Genomic DNA, 17,003 nt, shown 5'->3' with positions numbered 1-17,003 from the left:
CTACCTTGAAGAATGCGCGATGAACAGGGTCGGCACGCCCAATGTGCCGTCCCTTATAGTGAAAACGGTAGACCCCGGTTTGCGACCTGTCCGTTGCTCGGAAACATTGAAACCAGCCTCCGTGAGGCGTGCATGTGCCGCCGAAAGATCATCGACGGTCCATGTCAGGCCCCAGATACTGTCCGGCGCGCCAGGGTCATGGTCCTCCCCGAGGCGGTTGATGACCTCAAAGGTCAGCCCGCCCGTGCGGAAGAACAAAAAGCGCGTCATCCACTCTTCCCGCGTCCGGTCGAGCGCCAGATCCAACCCCAGCCGTGCCCCATAAAGCCCCAATGCCCGATCAGGGTTACGTGTGTTGATGACAATATGATCCAGCGATGTGACACAGCCAGACGGCGCGTCCGCCACGGGCAAGGCTTGTTCCGGCGAGATGATGAAAGTCTTCACGCCAGCAGTTTGCACGTCCGCGCACCGGAAGCGCGTCCATTTCCGGGTTTCGCCGTTGATTGCGTTTGTGCTGCTTCCATCACTGATCTCGCCCGGCATCAGGCCACGACGGGTCAGCTTGTGATGCGCGGCGGAAATATCTCCCGTTCCAAAGGCAAGGCTTTTCAGGCCGGGGCCTTCGTCGGAGATGATTTCCCGCAAACGGTCGGCCACCGCTCCCTTCCCGTCCGGGGCCATCAGTTCAAGACTGGTATTCTCCAATTGGAAAATTGCTGTTGCGGCGCCGTCGGCTGAGGCGTGCCAATCTGCCGGCCGCCCGAGCAGTTGCTCATAGACGGCCGTCGCGGAGTTGATCTCCGGACAGACCAGAACGAAATGGTCGAGACCCGTAATCATACTGATTTAGAGACCCTCAAACAGGGCTGTCGATACATACCGTTCGGCGAAGCTCGGCAGGATGACGACGAGGGTCTTGTCGGCCATGTCGTCACGCGCGCCAACCTTGGCCGCCGCAGCCGCTGCCGCGCCGGAGGAGATACCGCCGGGTATGCCTTCGAGCCGCGCGAGTTTGCGGGCCGTGGCAAAAGATTCCTCATTCGACACTTTCACGACTTCATCAATCAGGCCCGTGTCCGCGTTGCCGGGGATAAAGCCTGCGCCGATGCCCTGGATCATGTGCGGACCGGGCTCACCCCCGGAGAGGACCGGGCTGCCCTCCGGTTCGATCGCCATCATTTTCAGGCCCGGCTTGCGGGCCTTCAATACGCGGCCTGTACCCGTAAAGGTCCCACCAGTGCCTATGCCAGACAGGACAGCGTCGACCGCACCGTCTGTGTCCGCCCAGATTTCTTCTGCTGTGGTCAGCTCATGGATGGCCGGATTGGCGGGATTGTCGAACTGGCTTGGCATCACCGCGCCGGGCGTCGCCTCCAGGATTTCCTTCGCCTTCGCGATAGCACCGCCCATGCCCTTCTCTTTTGGCGTCAGGACCAGTTCTGCGCCCAGATAAGCCAGCATCTTGCGACGCTCGATCGACATGGATTCCGGCATGGCCGCCGCAAAGGCCAGGCCGATGCCGGTATTGCCTGAGGTCGGCTCAACCAAAACGCCGCCGGGCTTCAGCTTGCCATCGGCTTCCAGCTGCAACACCATGTTCAGGCCGATCCGGTCTTTCACGCTGGCGAGTGGATTGAAGAATTCGCATTTGAACAGCAGGTTCGCCTTGATGCCTTCGGCCTCGGCGAACTTCGGCGCAGCAACCAGCGGCGTCGATCCGACCGTTTCGAGGATAGACGCGTAGGTACGACCGCGCGGGCCATCCAGCGAAACGTTTCCGGGCAGGCTGACAGTATTGCTCATGGGTCCACTCCATTTGTTGCAGGGCAAGGTTGGCCGGACTATCTGCCCTCCCTGCTCCAGACGCAACTGAAGGATCGATTTAGCCGATCACGCCCTGGATCGCAGCGCGCGCTGCGAGGGTAGGGCTCATCAGATGGGTGCGGCCGTCGCGGCCCTGACGGCCTTCGAAGTTCCGGTTGGAGGTGGACGCGCACCGCTCGCCCGGCGCCAGCGTGTCGGGATTCATGCCGAGACACATGGAACAGCCCGGCTCGCGCCATTCAAACCCGGCCTCCAGAAACACTTGGTCTAGCCCTTCTGATTCCGCTTGCGCACGCACAAGGCCGGAGCCTGGCACGACCATGGCGCGAACGCCTTCAGCGACCGTGTGGCCCTTGGCGACTTCAGCGGCGGCGCGAAGATCTTCGATCCGGCTGTTCGTGCACGAGCCGATGAAGACGCGCTGCACCGGTGTGCCCTTAATCGGTGTACCACCTTCAAGGCCCATATAGGCCAGTGCGCGCTCACACGCACCTGCCTTGATTGGATCACTGAAATCTTCCGGCTTCGGAATAATACCCGACAACGGAATCGCCTGTTCCGGGCTCGTACCCCAGGTCAATGTCGGCTCGACCGCTTCGCCCTTGATGTGGACGACTTCATCAAATACGGCATCCTCATCGGAATAGAGCGTCGTCCAAAAAGATTTCGCGACATCCCATGCGCCACCCTTGGGCGCGGCCGGGCGGCCCTTGATGTATTCGAACGTCGTCTCGTCTGGAGCCACCAGACCCGCACGGGCACCGCCCTCAATGGCGAGATTGCACAGCGTCATGCGCCCTTCCATGGAGAGGCTCCGAACTGCGTCACCGCGATACTCCATGACGTATCCCGTGCCACCGGCCGTACCGATGACGGAAATTATGTGAAGGGCGAGATCCTTGGCGGTCACGCCTTCTTTCAAGCTGCCAGATACTTCGATTGCCATATTCTTGGATTTCTGCGCACGCAAGGTCTGCGTGGCGAGCACATGCTCAACTTCCGATGTGCCGATACCATGCGCCAGCGCGCCGAACGCGCCATGCGTGGACGTGTGGCTATCACCGCAGACAATCGTCATGCCGGGCTGGGTGCGCCCCTGCTCCGGCCCCACGACATGGACGATGCCATTGCGGATGTCGCCCATCGGGAAGTACTCGATATCGTGCTCGGCCACATTGCGGGTCAGCGTTTCCAGCTGGTTGCGCGCATCGGGGTCTGTCACGCCAGCAAGGCCGGCGGCCTGGTTCTCGGTCGGCGTGTTGTGGTCAGCGACGGCCAGGGTCAGGTCCCGGCGGCGCACGCCGCGTCCGGCCGCTTTCAGTCCGGCAAAAGCCTGGGGCGTCGTCACTTCGTGAATCAGGTGGAGATCGATATAAAGCAGGCTTTCACCGCCCTCATCGGTGTGCACCACATGTGCGTCCCAGATCTTGTCGTAAAGTGTCTTGCCAGCCATGGGGCCTCTTCCTGTCATATCGCGGCGCACCATAGCGGCGCGCGCCCGGCTGGAAAGGGGTCAATTGGCGATTGGCGACTCTTGATCACAGGGCGGAGACAGGCGCACGGCCAGCGCCTTCAGCTCGTCCATCTCGAAATCGCCGGAAACGAGTATTTCACCGCCTGTGATCCGTTCCAGCACTCTGGGAGACATGATGGTTTCCTCGTCCACCCGCAAGGGGAGGACTTCACCCATATTGGCCACCGTGAGGGCTTCCAGCTTGGATGCGCCGGACTCGTCCATACGGATGGAAAGCGCCGGTCGACCCGCCGAATCCGTCACGGCCGAAGCCTGAACCTGATAGGGTGCAAAGCGGGTATCACCGATGAAGAGAATACCCTGCGCTATGTCAGGCGGGCGGCAAGCCGGCATTGTGAGGCGCAGCGTGTCGTCGGCGGGTTCGCAGGCAGCAAGCAATGAAACGGCGAAGAGTGTGAGACAGAGGCGTTTCATGCGTCCGAACGTGCCACAGAAATACCAGCCCCAAAAGTGAAAACGCCCCAACCAAGAGGCGGGGCGTTTCTTCAATTCCTGACTAAAGTGTCGGGACGTCTATTCTTCAGCAGCGCCTTCGTCAGCGGAGGCAGCAGCAGCTGCAGCCTCTTCAGCGGCTTTCGCCTTGGCAGCCTCTTCGCGAGCCTTGGCAGCAGCTTCCTTGCGGGCGGCTTTCTCTGCATCTTTCTGGCGGCGGCGCTCGGTTTTCGACACGGCAATTTCGACCGTTTCGATGCCGTGGCCGGTGGTACGCTCAGCGATACGGGCAGACTTACCGCGACGATCGCGCAGATAGTAGAGTTTCGCACGGCGCACGCGACCCTTGCGCTTCACTTCGATGCTCTCGATCATCGGGGAAGCCAGCGGGAAAACGCGCTCGACGCCTTCACCAAAGGAAATCTTGCGAACCGTGAAGCTCTCATTGATGCCACCGCCTGCGCGGGCAATACAGACGCCTTCAAAGCGCTGGACGCGCTCACGGTCGCCTTCCGTGATGCGGACGTTCACGGCCAGCGTGTCACCCGGTGAAAAATCCGGGATGTTCTTGTCGCCGACAACGCGGGAAAACTCTTCCGCTTCGAGCTGTTCAATCATGTTCATCGCCTGTCTCCGGCGGTTGTAATTCGTTGGTATCTGAGTAAGCGGCGTATAAATCGGGGCGGCGGTCAATTGTCAACGACTTTGCGCTGTTAAACCGCCATTCTTGTATGCGTTTATGATCCCCCGACAGCAGAACCTCCGGAGTCGGGTGGCCTTCCCACTCCCGGGGCAGCGTATACTGGTCGTGTTCCAGCAATCCGGTCTCGAAAGATTCCTCTTCAAGGGAGGCCTGGTTCCCCGCAACTCCGGGCAACAAACGCACAACCGCCTCGGTCATCGCCATGGCTGCGACCTCACCCCCAGCCAGCACAAAATCCCCGATGGAAACCTCGCGCAGGCCGCGCGCGCGGATCACCCGCTCGTCCAGCCCCTCGAACCGGCCACACATCATCACCATGCCCGGGCCGCCTGCCAGGTCCCGCGCCAGTTTCTGTGAAAACGGCTCTCCGCGCGGCGACAGATAGATCAGCGGCTTGCCGTCTGTGTCGATACTGTCCAGCGCCGCAGCCGTCACATCCGGTCGCAACACCATGCCTGCGCCGCCCCCCGCCGGCGGGGCGTCGACATTCTGATGCTTTCCGAGGCCGAAATCGCGCAGCTGGACGGTTTCATAGTCCCAGATGCCTTCGCGACGCGCGCGCTCCAGGATGGAGACGCCGAGTGGGCCGGGAAACGCTTCGGGAAACAGGGTGATGAAACTTGCCTTGAACATGCGCCGAGCCTTTAGCCTACCGCGTGCGCTCCGTCACGTCTCGCCAGGCCGTTACCCAAATGGCTGGCCGTCTTCCTGCCCCCCAAGAGAAGAACGCCAAACGACAGCGGTCGACAAAAGTTGACGCATGTGTCATTTTTTTCTGGGAGGAATAAAATGACAAAAGCACTGCCGGGTCTCACACCCGAAGAAATTGGCCGTGTCCGCAAGCCTCTGGAACAAGCCTATACCCTGCCCCCAGCCGCCTATCTCGACGAGGATCTGTACGCGCGCGAAACCGACCAGATCCTGCGCAAGAGCTGGCTGCCGCTGGCACGCATCGACCAGATAGCCACGCCGGGCGATTTCGTTTCGCTGGACCTGTTCGGCCAACCGGTCATGGTGGTTCACGGACATGATGGCGAAGTCCGTGTCATGTCGCGCACATGCCTGCACCGCGCAGCCCTGCTGGCAGACGGAAACGGCAATCGCAAGCTATTCACATGCCCCTACCACGCCTGGAGCTATGACACGTCGGGCCAGCTTGTCCGGGCGCCCCTGATGGATGGTGCAGAACAGTTTGCTGAATCCAATTGCCGGCTGCCCCAGCTCCGCATGGAAATCTGGGAGGGCTTTGTCCTCGCCAATTTCGACCCCGACGCAGCGCCCTTCGCCCCGCCGGTCGAGACGTTCCGCAAGTATTTCGAGAAATTCCGCCTCGCCGACGTGAAGGTCGTTCACACGCTGGAATTCGACAGCGACTGGAACTGGAAAGTGCTGGTGGAGAATTTCATGGAAGCTTACCACCACATCGCCACGCATTCCGAGACGTTTGAGCCCGCCTATCATGCCCGCGACTCCCACGTGCCGGACAATGATGGCCCGTGGTCCATCCTGCACATGCCGGCGGCCCATGAGGAACTGCCGCCCGGCCTGCCGCCACTCGAAGGTCTTGAAGACTGGCAGGCGCGCGACCTGTTCGCGACCGCCATCTTTCCGCACTTCCTGCTGGGCATTCAGGGCAGTGTCGTCACCTGGTACCAGGTCTTTCCGCAAGGTGCTGGCAAGCTGCACCTGAAGATCCATATTTGCGTTCCAGCCGCTTTCAGCGAGATGGAAGGCTTTGACGAGATTGCGGAAGGCATGGCCCTGATGGTCTCGGCGATCCATCACGAGGATATCGGCGCGAATGATCTTGTCTGGCAGGGCCTCAACGCGCCGATGACACGGCAAGGCCGCCTCTCTCCACTTGAGAAGGCCATCTGGCAGTACAATCAATGGTGGCTCGACAAGATGGAAGCGCCCTAGGCGGCCCCATCCCAGTCCGGCCAGTCGCGGAACAGGCCGAACTTGATGTTGGTGACCATGGCATTCGCGCTGAAGTGCAGCGTATCGGTCTCACCGGACCGCGCGGCCGCAGCGCGAAAAGCGGTGTCGAGCTGGGCGAGGTCGCGCGTCTCGATCATGATGTGGAACTCGCGCACATCGTCCGGCCGCAGGCCCAGCTTGCAGCGCATCATGCGCCAGGACTCGATGCGGCCATCGGATTTCATGTGATCCAGAAAGGCAGGCAATGCTTTGGCAAAGGCCCGCTCATCTGTTCCAGGCTTCAGATCAAACCAGATATGATAGATATCCATGCTGCACTCCCCTGCTAGCTCGCCTTGTCCATCTATCGCGAAGCGATGACAATTGGCATAAGGCCCTTTAGACGAGGCAGCCGGGAGAATTGTGACATGGGTATCATCGCGACAGTCGCAGCCTTTATCGGCCGTAAGCCACACACGGCCCCGAAGCGAGAACTGCCGGAGGTCTACAAATCCATGAGCGCCGCCGAATTGAAGGACCGCGCCATGGCCGGCGATATCCAGGCCGAAACCGCGCTGCGCCAGCGCGCAGCTTCAGCAGGTAAATGACACTGGACCGCCCCCGCGCCAACCTCTACTCCAAACCTATGCCCCAAAGCCCAGCCCTCTCCGTCCTGATCCCGTTCTTCAACGAAGCAGGAAATGTGCACCCCGTGATCGACGAGGTCCATGAGCAGCTGGCCGGCATCAGTTTTGAGATTGTCTGCGTCAATGATTGCTCGTCCGATGCGACAGAGCAGGAACTCGCCGAAGCAAAGGCGAAACATCCCGAGACCGTGGTCGTGTTCAACCATGTCGCGCGCAAGGGAAAATCCGCCGCGCTATTCACGGGGCTCAAATCCGTGCGCGGCCAGTGGGTACAATTGCTTGATGGGGACGGGCAGAACGATCCCGCTGATACGGCCCGTCTCTGGAAAGAGATCATTTTGCCGGGCGCATCCCCCAGCCTCGGCATCATTGCAGGCAAGCGCAACAGCCGGAATGATTCCGGATTCAAATGGGTGCAGTCCCGCGTCGCCAATGGGGTACGCCGCTTCGTGCTTCAGGACGATGCAACGGATACCGGATGCGGATGGAAACTGATCCGGACCGAAGCTTTTCGCGATCTGCCCTTCTTTGCCTCGATGCACCGCTTCTTGCCCGCCCTGATCAAGCGCGCAGGCTGGGATGTGCGCGAGGAGCGCGTGAATGATCGCAAGCGTCTGGCTGGAGAGTCGAAATACGGATTCCTCGGTAGGCTTGGCGCGGGCATCTTCGACCTGATCGGCATGTTCTGGCTGATCCGCCGGGGTGGCTACGGCATCGCGCGCGAATGGCATGATCCGCGCGCGAACTGAGCCGCAGCACCGCTAGTCCTTGTGAACTTCACCACCCCGATTGCGCAAGGCTTTCGGCATATTGTTTGACCGTTGCTGTTGCGGACGAGGCGTGGCCCGTTGTTGGGGCTTTGCCCGAGCCGGCTGGCGCTGAGCCTGTGGCCGAGCTTGCCGTTGCGGCTGTGCCTGTTTGCGCGCTTGTGGGGCAGGACGGACTTGCGGGCGCGCCGGTTGCCTCACCTGCTGTCTGGTCTGCTGTTGGGGACGGACCGTCTTTTGCTGGCGCGTCTGGGTTTGAGGGCGCTGCTGAGCCTCACGGCGTTGCGTTTGAGTGTTCCTCAGGGCCTTGGGCCGCGAAGTATTCATGTCCACTTTTTGCCTGGGCCGCGGTGTGGCTGTGGGCCTGCGCTCGGTTTGCACGCGGTTGCGCTGTGTTGCCGCCGGTTGCACCTGGCGCGTCTGCGGTCTCTGGGTGGTCGAACGGTTGGGCTGAATGGTCCGCACATTAGGACGCGGACGGTCTTCAGAGCCAATATTGGCGCGTTGCGGGCGACCTGGCAGAGCGTGTGGGCGACGTTGCTGAGTCACGTCCCGCGCCTTCGGCCCGCCGGCAAGCGGGTTTGCCGCTGTCGGCGCAACTGTCTGCACATTTCCATTTCGTCCGCCGCCACGATTGCCATTCCGGCCATCATCCCGGCGACCGCGGTCTGCGTGACCCCCATCATTTCGGCCACCGCGATCTCCGCGTTGACCATCTCCCCGGCCGCCGCGCGGGCTGTCACCCACCGGCCGAATGGACGAGATGTTGTCGTTCAGACGAATACCATTCAGCCGGTCCGTCGAGGCATCGACGATCTGACAGCGCCCTTTATAGTTCGCATGCTCGCAAACTTCCCATTTCCCGGAACGGATTTGCAGCGACGATATATTGTCATTGAAGCGATAGCGACTGAGGTCGGAAACGCCCTTGTTGAGGCCAAGCGAGGCACCGCGTTCATAGGAATCCGTGTAGAGCGTCACCGCGCCATTGCGCGCGCCATAATGCCCTTTCAGCGGGCGCTGTTGCTTGCGGTAATGACGCCCATAGTGCGGATTCGCGCCATGACGCGTCCAGCCGAAGCCATAGGGGCCGTGGCCGAGACGCGGACTGTAATAACCGTGGGATCGATAGCTCGGCGAATAGCCATAATGGTAGACGCTGACACTCGTGCTGGAGCTATAGCCGTGTGAGTAATTGTCGTACCCGTAACGGGCATTGTCAGCGTAGCGGATATAGCCCGACTGATCGCGGGTAAACATCAACCCGTGCTCGGCTTCGGTATACTCGTAAATCGGGCGCACCGACGTTAGCTCTCGATCAAGGCCGTACCAGTCGAGGTCCTGGACATCGCCACGGATGAAGACACAGCGGCCGGTGAAATCGCTATGCTCGCACAGCTCCCAGGCGCCGGACAGGACCGCAACGGATTGCGCGCGATCATTGAAATAATAGTCGTTCAGGGAATAGACGGAATCGAAGACTTCCCGCACTTCCCCGCGAAAATCCTCGCCGCTGAACAACATCAGGCCCGCCGGTTGTTCATTGCCTTCATACTGCGCGGCTGCAGCGCCCACTACAGTTAGCGGAAGGGCAAGAGCAGCGCCGAAGCGGATTAATCTGGCAAACATGGGCAGTTACCTCATTCTTAACCTACCCTTTATGACAGGTGGCGTCTGAACAAGCGGCAACATGGGTCAATCAGTGGGTTCAGCCTCATCCCCGGGCGCCGTCCATTCGGCGAGATCCGGAATGATGATGCGGGATGTGGCAAGGTCCACGGTCGGCACATCGGCCAGCGTGAAGGGCACGAGAACCGTATCGCCCCGGTCCGCCAAACGGATTTCGAGCAAATCATCTGCGCCGAAATTCTGCACGGCTTTCACGGTGCCCGCAGGCTCATTCCCGCCCGCGAACACCTGAAGACCGACAAGGTCCTCGATGTAGAACTCGTCGTCATCTGTTTCCGGAAGTTTCGCGCGCGGGACATGCAATAGCGTGCCACGCATCGCGTCCCATTCTTCTTTTTGCTTCTGTTCCTTGGGGCGAACGATGAAATGGTCCTTGCCGGGCCGGGCCGATTGCGGCGTCAGCACGGGCCTCCCGGCTTCATCAGTCAGCGCACCATAGGTGAACACATCATCCGGGTCGGCAGTGAAGCTTTTCACTCGCACATCACCGCGTACGCCGTGGGCGCCCTTGATGACGCCCACAACAATAAGTTTCTCAGTATTCGATTTGCCGTTCATGCCGCTTCTCTAGCGGCCGATTGGCGAAGCGCAAGCGGGCAAGCGCCGTATCAGCGCCAGCCGTCATAGGCTCGGATGGAGGAAATATTGTCATTCATGCGGATTGGCTTCAGATCGCCCGCGCCGCCCTGCAATACTTCGCACCGCCCCCGATAGTTCGCATGCTCGCAGACCAGCCAACTGCCGCCCGTCACGAGGAAGGAGCTTGCGCGGTCATTGAAACGATACTGACCGAGATCCGGCACATCGTGGCTGATTTCGATGGCCTGCCCGCGCTGGGCAGAATCCTGGAACAGAACAAGGTCACCATACCCTCCTCCGCGACGGCCTTTCCCCGGCCGGTCGCGATAGGCGACGGGACGAAGGGAGGAAACATTGTCATTGAGGCGATATGCGTTCAATCGACCTGTGCTCGCATCGACGATTTCGCACCGGCCTCTGAAATTCGCGTCCGTACACAGCTCCCATGCACCAGCGCGAATGGTAATAGACGAGGCCCGGTCATTGAAGTGCAGGCGGGCGAGGTCCGGCTCGGCGCCCTGAATGCGAAGGCCTTCGCCGGAAAACCCGGAATCGGCGTGAAGCACCGCGCCATTCCCGCCGCCACGATATGACGTATCGTAGTAGCGACCCCGGTCTGCGCTGGCAGGAAGGGCGAGCGCCGCAATTCCAAGCGCTGCAATGGGCAGAATTCTGAAAAGTTCGGCCTTGGACATCTGGGATCTCCTCTCGTGTCGCGCTCTTTCTAGAGAAAGCGACCTGAACGGCGATTTGGTTCCCTGTTGCCCGGCATTCAGCCTCAGGCCTTGCGTTCACGAAAAAGGCCGGCACCCCGAAGGGCACCGGCCATATCCCGAGACTGGCAAGCCAGTCTTATTCCGAAGTAGCTTCCTCAGCGGGCGCTTCTTCAGCGGCCGGAGCTTCTTCTTCAGCTGGAGCCGCAGCAGCTTCAGCCGCCGCTTTTGCCTTTTCGGCTTTCTCTTCAGCGCGTTCCTGAGCTTTCTTGCCTGGCTCGCCCTTGTTCGGGTTGTTGCCATGCGCCCATTCTACGAGCGGCTTGCCGTCCAGTTCGATCTTGGACAGGAAGCGTGCCACGCGTTCGGTCGGCTGGGCACCCTTGCGGAGCCATTCGGACGCTTTCTCGGCGTCGATCTGGACGCGGAATTCCGAATCTTTCGGGAGGCGTGGATCGTAGGAACCGATTTTCTCGACGAAACGACCGTCGCGTGGTGCGCGGGCATCCGCGATGACCACGGAATAGAAAGGGCGTTTCTTGGACCCGCCACGGGCGAGTCGAATCTTGAGGGCCATATGTGTATCTCCTGTAAGTCTGGCGTCTCGGGGTGGTAACTCAGTCGTCGGTCTCAAGACCGCGAATGTGCTCATGATGGCGGATGACTTCCGCCACGATGAAATTCAGTAGTTTCTCGGCGAAGGCGGGATCGAGCCCGCTTTCCTGTGCCAGCTGGCGCAGGCGTTCGATCTGTCTGGCCTCGCGGTCCTTGTCCGCAGGCGGCATATTATGCACCGCTTTCAGCTTGCCGACTTCCTGCGTCGCCTTGAAGCGCTCAGCCAGGGTGTGGATGATGATCGCATCCAGATTGTCGATGCTGGATCGCAACTTGGTCAGTTGCAGCAGGGCGAAGGCATCGCTTTGCTCATTGGTCATTTCTTTTTCCCTCCGCCGAGGCCGGGAAGGCCGCCCATGCCCGGTGGCAGTCCGCCGCCACCAAGACCGGGCAGGCCGCCTGCGCCGCCGCCCATCTTGGCAAGGTCGCCCGGCGAGATGCCTGCGGCCTGGGCCATGTTCATCATGTTCTTCATGCCGCCCTTCTGGCGCATCTTCTTCATCATGCCGGCCATCTGCTGGTGCATCTTCAGCACCTTGTTGACCTCTTGCACGGTCACGCCAGCGCCAGCGGCAATCCGCTTGCGGCGAGACGCATTCAGGATGGCCGGTTTGCGGCGTTCCTTGCGCGTCATCGACAGGATGATCGCTTCCTGGCGCTTCAGCACATTGTCGTCGAGATTGGCCGAATCCATCGCGGCCTTTGCCTTGCGCGCGCCGGGCAACATGCCCATCAGGCCGCCAAGACCGCCCATGCGCTGCATCTGACGGAACTGGTCGGCCATGTCTTCAAGGTCGAATTCGCCCTTGCGGAGTTTCTCCGCCATGCGCTCGGCCTTTTCGGCGTCCATCTGCTCGGCGGCCTTTTCGACCAGCGAGACAATGTCGCCCTGTCCGAGAATCCGGCCAGCCACCCGCTTGGCATCGAAGGCATCAAGGCCGTCGAGCTTTTCGCCGACGCCCATGAACTTGATCGGCAGACTCGTAACGGCGCGCATGGAAAGCGCCGCGCCGCCGCGGCCATCGCCATCCATCCGTGTCAGGACAAGGCCGGTCAGCGGCAGGCGAGCGTGGAAGCGGCTGGCGGTTTCGACGGCGTCCTGGCCCGTCAGGGCATCAGCCACGAGCAGCGTTTCAGACGGGTTCGCGATCTGCGCGATCTCCGCCACTTCATTCATCATCTGCTCGTCGATCGTCGTGCGACCGGCCGTATCGAGGATGAGGACGTCATAGCCGCTGATCTTCGCGGCGTTCAGGGCGCGACGGGCAATATCAGCCGGCAACTGGCCCTGAATGATCGGCAGGGCGCTGACATTTTCGTTGCACTGATCGGCAAGGATGGCGAGCTGTTCCATCGCGGCCGGACGACGCGTATCGAGCGAGGCCAGCAGGACGCGCTTGCGGTCTTTCTCCGACAAACGCTTGGCAAGTTTTCCGGTCGTCGTCGTTTTACCTGAGCCTTGCAGACCGGCCATCATGATAATGGCCGGCGGGCTGTCGATGCGCAGGCTGGTATCGGCCTCTTCACCGCCAAGCATTTCCACAAGACCGTCATAGACAATCTTGATGACTTGCTGACCGGGTTTGACCGAACGAATGACTTCCTCACCCACTGCGCGGGCGCGCACGCTGTCGATGAATTCCTTCACGACAGGCAGGGCGACGTCCGCCTCAAGCAAGGCGACCCGAATCTCGCGCAGGGCCGCGTTCACGTCCTTTTCGGACAGTGCACCGCGACCGGTCAGGCCGTCGAAAATTCCTCCAAGGCGTTCGCTCAGCGTGTCGAACATCTTTGTCGCTCCTTTGCCGTTTGCCAGATGTGTCTGACATAGGCGATCAAACCCATTGCACAAAGCAGAAGAGCCCCGCTGAGCGACACTTCGCCGGGCGGGGGGCCTCGCTGACCTCATGGATCAGTCAAAGCGCGCTTTTCAAATTTGCGCAGATGTTGGCGCGCCTAAAGCATGCGGGAGCCGCGGCGTCAAGCGAGCTGAAGCGCGCGCACCCGGTCTCGCAACACGGCAATCGCCGCCTTGATCTCGTCCCCGACCAGGCTGAGGACAACCATATTGGCCCATGTGCCCCCGGCCGTACGCATATAGTTCCGGATCAAGCCCTCGCGCTGGGCGCCCATTTTGCTGAAGGCACGAATGGCGCGCTCATTCTGTTCCGGTACGAAATACGAAATTCGCCGGAAACGCGCCTCATGGGCGCGAGTCAGAAGCGCCAGTTGGGTTGCGGGCACAATGGCTGTGCCGCGATACTTCTCTGGATGCCAGACAAAGCCGATTTCGAGCCGGCGATGCGTGCGCGACACCCGCTCGAATGCGGCAAGACCCGCGAACTCACCTGTCGCCTTATCGACCACATAGAAAGGATGGAAGGCGTCCGTCCCTTTCATGTCCAGACTATGGTCCATATACGCTTCGAGGCTGGTGCCAGTGGGCATTACGGGCATCCACTGCCACATGGATTCAGCCACCGGAGTCGCCAGCACGACCTCTTTATGGTCCGCCGTGAGCGTATCCAGACGAACAACGTCATTTTCCGGGGGCGGCTCCGCAAGGTTCATGATTTAGATCATTAGGCCGGAGACTGATCGAGGCAAGAAAAACCGAAGTCAGGAGTTCCAGTTCTATTTTCAGACCCGTTAAAAGTTCCTATTTGGAACCTTCTTGTCAATTTGTCCGGCCTAGCCGCTTGGTCAGGTAGGTGAATTCCAGAGCAGACCGCTTGGCGCGCTCCTTCTGGTTCGCCGCTGCCGAATGCCCGCCATCAATGTTCTCATAATAGTAGAATGGCAGGCCCGCCGCCTCGAACTTCGCGGCCATCTTGCGCGCGTGACCGGGATGGACGCGGTCATCCTTGGTCGAGGTAACGAAGAAGGGCACCGGATAGTCCTTCGTGGCATCAAAGTTCTGGTAGGGCGAAATCGTCTCGAGAAAGGCACGTTCGTCCGGCACTTCTGGCGATCCGTATTCGTCTACCCACGAGGCACCTGCCAGCAATAAGTGGTAGCGCATCATGTCGAGCAGCGGCACTTGCACGACGACCGCGTTCCAGAGGTCTGGCCGCTGGTTCAGCATGACGCCCATGAGCAGGCCACCATTTGAGCCACCCATGATGCCGAGATGCTCCGGTGATGTAACGCCTCGTGCAATCAGATCCTCACCGACCGAAATGAAGTCATCATAGATGCGCTGGCGATTCTGCTTCAGGCCCGCCTGATGCCATTCGGGGCCGAACTCGCCCCCGCCGCGGATGTTCGCCAACACATAAGCACCCCCTTGTTCCAGCCACAGACGACCTGTGACAGCGCTGTAGGACGGATTCAGCGAGACCTGGAACCCGCCATACCCGTATAGAAGCGTCGGCGTGGAACCGTCGAGCGGCAGATCTGCTTTGCTTACGAGGAAATAAGGCACGCGCGTGCCGTCCTTCGACGTCGCAAAATGCTGCGTGACACTCAGGCCTGTTGCATCAAATTTCGGCGGCAGACTCTTGAGGGTTTTTACGTCCCCCGTCGAGGCACTGTAGGAGAGCAGCGAATCTGGCGTCAGGAAATCCTCATAGTTGATGAAGACCGTATCCTCTTCATCGCTGGCAAATGCGACGCTGGCCTGGCCCGTGCCGGGAAGGGAAATGGGTTCCAGCATCCAGCCGGCATCGCTCGCGGCGGCGCGCATGACCTTGCCAACCGCCGTATCACTTACCCCCAGAAGCAGGGCGCCCTTTGCAGTGGACACGCCTTTCAAGGCCTGCGTTTCGCTCGGGTGAAACACAAGTGAAACCGGCGGCAATGCGCGGGTCTCCATGAAGGTCTCCACATCGAAGGCGACGAGATCACCAGATTTGAACGTCGTCTCCTGACCCGCCGGAGTCCAATCCTGCTTCAACGAAACAAGCAATCGGCCTTCATGGATTCCTTCTGGTGAGGACTTTGGCGGGATGGGCCACTGTACCGGCTCGCCCTCTCCATCGGGGAACCACCAATAGCGCGTCGTGAAGAAAGTGTCGGCCTGAGCCGCGCCCTGCAGAATGCGCCCATCCTCAAGCTCCAGCGTCATTGGCCAGACGCCGACATCATCCACCTCGCCGCGGATCACCTCTTCGGCGGCGTCCAGTGGCGTACCGCGGTCCCAGCGTTTCACAATGAAAGGATAGCCGGACGCGGTCAGTGTTTCCTCGCCCCAATCGGTTGCGATCAACAAAGTGTCAGGGCTGGCCCAGGCACCGCCCTGCTTGGCCTCTGGCGTGACGAAGCCGTCATCAACGAATTGCTTGGTCGCAAGATCGAATTCGCGGCGGACAATCGCGTCCTTGCCGCCATTCGACAGGGAGATCATGCATTTGTAGCCAATATCGCTGCCCTTGGGCCGGAAACAGTCTGCGCCCTTGTAGACCCAGTTCTTGCCTTCTTCTTCCGCAAGCTTGTCGAAATCGAGAATGGTTTCCCACTTCGGCGTGTCACTGGCATAGCTTTCCAGCGTTGTCCGACGCCACAGACCGCGCACATGCGTTTCGTCCTGCCAGAAATTGTAGACCATCCCGTCACGAATTGATCCGTAGGGAATACGCTCTGCCGAGGTCAGCGCCTCCATCGCGGCCGCTTCATATCCCGCATAATCAGGATCTGCCTTCAGCACTTTCAGCGAGCGGTCATTCTGATTGCGCACCCAGTCAAGCGCTGCCTCACCTTCAACTTCTTCCAGCCAGAGATAGGGGTCCTCTTCGGGTGCCTCGGATGCACGGGACGGAGAAAGTGTGTCTGCCAAGGAAGTCTCCAATAGTGTTTGTGTTCCACAGGCCACGAGCGCCAAAAGGCTGAGCGGAGCGAAAAATTTGCGCATGGTATCTCTTACGTAGAAAAAGTCGTGTCGGGCATCCGGCTGCCCGTCTCAGAAAAAAGTCGGGCTTCCCCAGATTTAGGGGCCCAGCTTTCCCTGCCAAGCGCGGCACTCTGTCATGCGAACGGCTTATTCAATGCGCTCGAAGGTGACACTTTCGACCAGAAGGGCTCGTGACTTTTCAGGCACCACCGGGCGTATGGCAAAATAGTCAAAACCCTGGTCGCCAACATGTTCGGGAACGACATATTCGAAACTGAAATCCTCAAAATCCGAGACGAGGTCGAAAACCTGCCAACCGGAATCGCCTTCCCGCCCCACGGAATAGTTCACCTTGGCCTGCATGGCGCCGCGCTGATCTGCAGGACGCATGCGGACGGTGCAGCGAACGCGATGCCCCGAGAACTGTACTTCAAGATCGCTGGCGAGGCGGAAATGCGGGCCGTCCTCGGGCTCCGGCCCCAGCAAGCCGGCCTGGGCTCCGATATAGAGCAAATAGTCACCGCCCCGATTGCGCACGAGTTCGGTCGTGGCGTCGCCGCCGGCAAGAATCTTGTTCAGAAATTGCCCGCTGACCGTGACACGATCATAATTGGTACCATCGCCCGTTATGGGGCCATCCGGCAAGCGACCGATAGCGGGCCAGATGGCCAGTACAACCATGCCGACCACCAGCAGGAGGGCCAGAGGGAAGAAGATCCGGTCTTTCATGAACGATGAGCTCTTTCACA

Annotated in this window: 19 protein-coding genes; 3 read left to right on the top strand and 16 right to left on the bottom strand. The window is 60.3% G+C overall.

What is annotated here, in order from left to right; all coding sequences use genetic code 11:
* The 6 genes from L53_RS15080 to trmD all read right to left on the bottom strand — a co-directional run bounded on the left by L53_RS15080 (position 1) and on the right by trmD (position 5,129).
* On the bottom strand, positions 1-843 hold the full coding sequence (locus L53_RS15080) for a VOC family protein (protein ID WP_034817279.1): 843 nt from the start codon (positions 841-843) through the stop codon (positions 1-3).
* A 6-nt stretch (positions 844-849) separates the two neighbouring features.
* On the bottom strand, positions 850-1,806 hold the full coding sequence (gene cysK / locus L53_RS15075) for a cysteine synthase A (RefSeq protein ID WP_034817277.1): 957 nt from the start codon (positions 1,804-1,806) through the stop codon (positions 850-852).
* 79 nt (positions 1,807-1,885) lie between these two features.
* A complete protein-coding gene (gene leuC, locus L53_RS15070) occupies positions 1,886-3,280 on the bottom strand; it encodes a 3-isopropylmalate dehydratase large subunit (protein WP_034817275.1) in 1,395 nt (464 codons plus the stop codon).
* A 60-nt stretch (positions 3,281-3,340) separates the two neighbouring features.
* The gene (locus L53_RS16635) at positions 3,341-3,775 is read right to left on the bottom strand and encodes a hypothetical protein (RefSeq protein WP_156947948.1); all 435 of its coding nucleotides are present in this window, start codon (positions 3,773-3,775) and stop codon (positions 3,341-3,343) included.
* Positions 3,776-3,874: 99 nt separating this feature from the next.
* A complete protein-coding gene (gene rplS, locus L53_RS17795; protein WP_034817273.1) occupies positions 3,875-4,417 on the bottom strand; it encodes a 50S ribosomal protein L19 in 543 nt (180 codons plus the stop codon).
* Positions 4,404-5,129, bottom strand: coding sequence for a tRNA (guanosine(37)-N1)-methyltransferase TrmD (trmD, locus tag L53_RS15060; protein ID WP_034817271.1), 726 nt, complete (start codon positions 5,127-5,129; stop codon positions 4,404-4,406). Before trmD ends, rplS begins: the two co-directional genes overlap by 14 nt.
* Positions 5,130-5,285: 156 nt before the next feature.
* On the opposite strand from trmD, the gene L53_RS16630 reads away from it, so the two are divergent.
* Positions 5,286-6,416: an aromatic ring-hydroxylating dioxygenase subunit alpha gene (locus L53_RS16630; protein WP_051608026.1), complete on the top strand. Its 1,131-nt coding sequence runs from the start codon at positions 5,286-5,288 to the stop codon at positions 6,414-6,416.
* Here L53_RS16630 and L53_RS15050 read toward each other — a convergent pair.
* Complete coding sequence (locus tag L53_RS15050; RefSeq protein WP_034817269.1) at positions 6,413-6,748, bottom strand: DUF6614 family protein; 336 nt, start codon at positions 6,746-6,748, stop codon at positions 6,413-6,415. The two genes, L53_RS16630 and L53_RS15050, sit on opposite strands and share 4 nt — an antisense overlap.
* A 96-nt stretch (positions 6,749-6,844) precedes the next feature.
* Here L53_RS15050 and L53_RS15045 point away from each other — a divergent pair, with 96 nt between their 5' ends.
* A complete protein-coding gene (locus L53_RS15045; RefSeq protein ID WP_034817267.1) occupies positions 6,845-7,024 on the top strand; it encodes a hypothetical protein in 180 nt (59 codons plus the stop codon).
* Positions 7,021-7,812, top strand: coding sequence for a glycosyltransferase family 2 protein (locus L53_RS15040; protein WP_233347874.1), 792 nt, complete (start codon positions 7,021-7,023; stop codon positions 7,810-7,812). Before L53_RS15045 ends, L53_RS15040 begins: the two co-directional genes overlap by 4 nt.
* 12 nt (positions 7,813-7,824) lie before the next feature.
* Here L53_RS15040 and L53_RS15035 read toward each other — a convergent pair whose 3' ends face one another.
* The 9 genes from L53_RS15035 to L53_RS14990 form a co-directional block, all read right to left on the bottom strand.
* Positions 7,825-9,459, bottom strand: a complete 1,635-nt coding sequence (locus tag L53_RS15035) for a beta/gamma crystallin-related protein (protein ID WP_034817263.1) — start codon at positions 9,457-9,459, stop codon at positions 7,825-7,827.
* Positions 9,460-9,525: 66 nt separating this feature from the next.
* Positions 9,526-10,077 (bottom strand): ribosome maturation factor RimM, encoded by a 552-nt coding sequence (rimM, locus tag L53_RS15030; protein ID WP_051608025.1) that lies wholly within the window; start codon positions 10,075-10,077, stop codon positions 9,526-9,528.
* A gap of 50 nt (positions 10,078-10,127) precedes the next feature.
* Entirely contained in the window at positions 10,128-10,793 is a 666-nt protein-coding gene (locus L53_RS17185; RefSeq protein WP_051608024.1) for a beta/gamma crystallin-related protein, read from the bottom strand.
* Between the two features lie 157 nt (positions 10,794-10,950).
* On the bottom strand, positions 10,951-11,388 hold the full coding sequence (rpsP, locus tag L53_RS17655) for a 30S ribosomal protein S16 (protein WP_034817261.1): 438 nt from the start codon (positions 11,386-11,388) through the stop codon (positions 10,951-10,953).
* 40 nt (positions 11,389-11,428) lie between these two features.
* The gene (locus L53_RS15010) at positions 11,429-11,746 is read right to left on the bottom strand and encodes a chorismate mutase (RefSeq protein ID WP_034817259.1); all 318 of its coding nucleotides are present in this window, start codon (positions 11,744-11,746) and stop codon (positions 11,429-11,431) included.
* Positions 11,743-13,215 (bottom strand): signal recognition particle protein, encoded by a 1,473-nt coding sequence (ffh, locus tag L53_RS15005; protein ID WP_034817256.1) that lies wholly within the window; start codon positions 13,213-13,215, stop codon positions 11,743-11,745. Before ffh ends, L53_RS15010 begins: the two co-directional genes overlap by 4 nt.
* A 191-nt stretch (positions 13,216-13,406) precedes the next feature.
* Positions 13,407-13,997 carry a GNAT family N-acetyltransferase gene (locus tag L53_RS15000; RefSeq protein WP_034817254.1) on the bottom strand — a complete coding sequence of 197 codons (591 nt, stop codon included), beginning with the start codon at positions 13,995-13,997 and terminating at the stop codon, positions 13,407-13,409.
* Positions 13,998-14,103: 106 nt separating this feature from the next.
* Positions 14,104-16,200, bottom strand: coding sequence for a prolyl oligopeptidase family protein (locus tag L53_RS14995; RefSeq protein ID WP_233347873.1), 2,097 nt, complete (start codon positions 16,198-16,200; stop codon positions 14,104-14,106).
* A 201-nt stretch (positions 16,201-16,401) separates the two neighbouring features.
* Positions 16,402-16,983, bottom strand: coding sequence for a hypothetical protein (locus tag L53_RS14990; protein ID WP_034817248.1), 582 nt, complete (start codon positions 16,981-16,983; stop codon positions 16,402-16,404).
* Positions 16,984-17,003: the final 20 nt, after the last annotated feature.

Source organism: Hyphomonas sp. L-53-1-40 (assembly GCF_000682775.1).
Lineage (GTDB): Bacteria > Pseudomonadota > Alphaproteobacteria > Caulobacterales > Hyphomonadaceae > Hyphomonas.
This window is presented reverse-complemented; position numbering and strand designations above follow the sequence as displayed.

Excerpts from the sequence above, each read along its gene's own strand:
- L53_RS15000 (WP_034817254.1), bottom strand. The coding sequence starts at position 13,997 with ATGAACCTTGCGGAGCCGCCCCCGGAAAATGACGTTGTTCGTCTGGAT.
- rplS (WP_034817273.1), bottom strand. The coding sequence starts at position 4,417 with ATGAACATGATTGAACAGCTCGAAGCGGAAGAGTTTTCCCGCGTTGTC.
- L53_RS14990 (WP_034817248.1), bottom strand. The coding sequence starts at position 16,983 with ATGAAAGACCGGATCTTCTTCCCTCTGGCCCTCCTGCTGGTGGTCGGC.
- L53_RS15050 (WP_034817269.1), bottom strand. The coding sequence starts at position 6,748 with ATGGATATCTATCATATCTGGTTTGATCTGAAGCCTGGAACAGATGAG.
- L53_RS17185 (WP_051608024.1), bottom strand. The coding sequence starts at position 10,793 with ATGTCCAAGGCCGAACTTTTCAGAATTCTGCCCATTGCAGCGCTTGGA.
- leuC (WP_034817275.1), bottom strand. The coding sequence starts at position 3,280 with ATGGCTGGCAAGACACTTTACGACAAGATCTGGGACGCACATGTGGTG.
- L53_RS15045 (WP_034817267.1), top strand. The coding sequence starts at position 6,845 with ATGGGTATCATCGCGACAGTCGCAGCCTTTATCGGCCGTAAGCCACAC.
- L53_RS16635 (WP_156947948.1), bottom strand. The coding sequence starts at position 3,775 with ATGAAACGCCTCTGTCTCACACTCTTCGCCGTTTCATTGCTTGCTGCC.
- L53_RS15035 (WP_034817263.1), bottom strand. The coding sequence starts at position 9,459 with ATGTTTGCCAGATTAATCCGCTTCGGCGCTGCTCTTGCCCTTCCGCTA.
- rpsP (WP_034817261.1), bottom strand. The coding sequence starts at position 11,388 with ATGGCCCTCAAGATTCGACTCGCCCGTGGCGGGTCCAAGAAACGCCCT.
- cysK (WP_034817277.1), bottom strand. The coding sequence starts at position 1,806 with ATGAGCAATACTGTCAGCCTGCCCGGAAACGTTTCGCTGGATGGCCCG.
- L53_RS16630 (WP_051608026.1), top strand. The coding sequence starts at position 5,286 with ATGACAAAAGCACTGCCGGGTCTCACACCCGAAGAAATTGGCCGTGTC.
- trmD (WP_034817271.1), bottom strand. The coding sequence starts at position 5,129 with ATGTTCAAGGCAAGTTTCATCACCCTGTTTCCCGAAGCGTTTCCCGGC.
- L53_RS15080 (WP_034817279.1), bottom strand. The coding sequence starts at position 843 with ATGATTACGGGTCTCGACCATTTCGTTCTGGTCTGTCCGGAGATCAAC.
- rimM (WP_051608025.1), bottom strand. The coding sequence starts at position 10,077 with ATGAACGGCAAATCGAATACTGAGAAACTTATTGTTGTGGGCGTCATC.
- L53_RS15010 (WP_034817259.1), bottom strand. The coding sequence starts at position 11,746 with ATGACCAATGAGCAAAGCGATGCCTTCGCCCTGCTGCAACTGACCAAG.
- L53_RS15040 (WP_233347874.1), top strand. The coding sequence starts at position 7,021 with ATGACACTGGACCGCCCCCGCGCCAACCTCTACTCCAAACCTATGCCC.
- ffh (WP_034817256.1), bottom strand. The coding sequence starts at position 13,215 with ATGTTCGACACGCTGAGCGAACGCCTTGGAGGAATTTTCGACGGCCTG.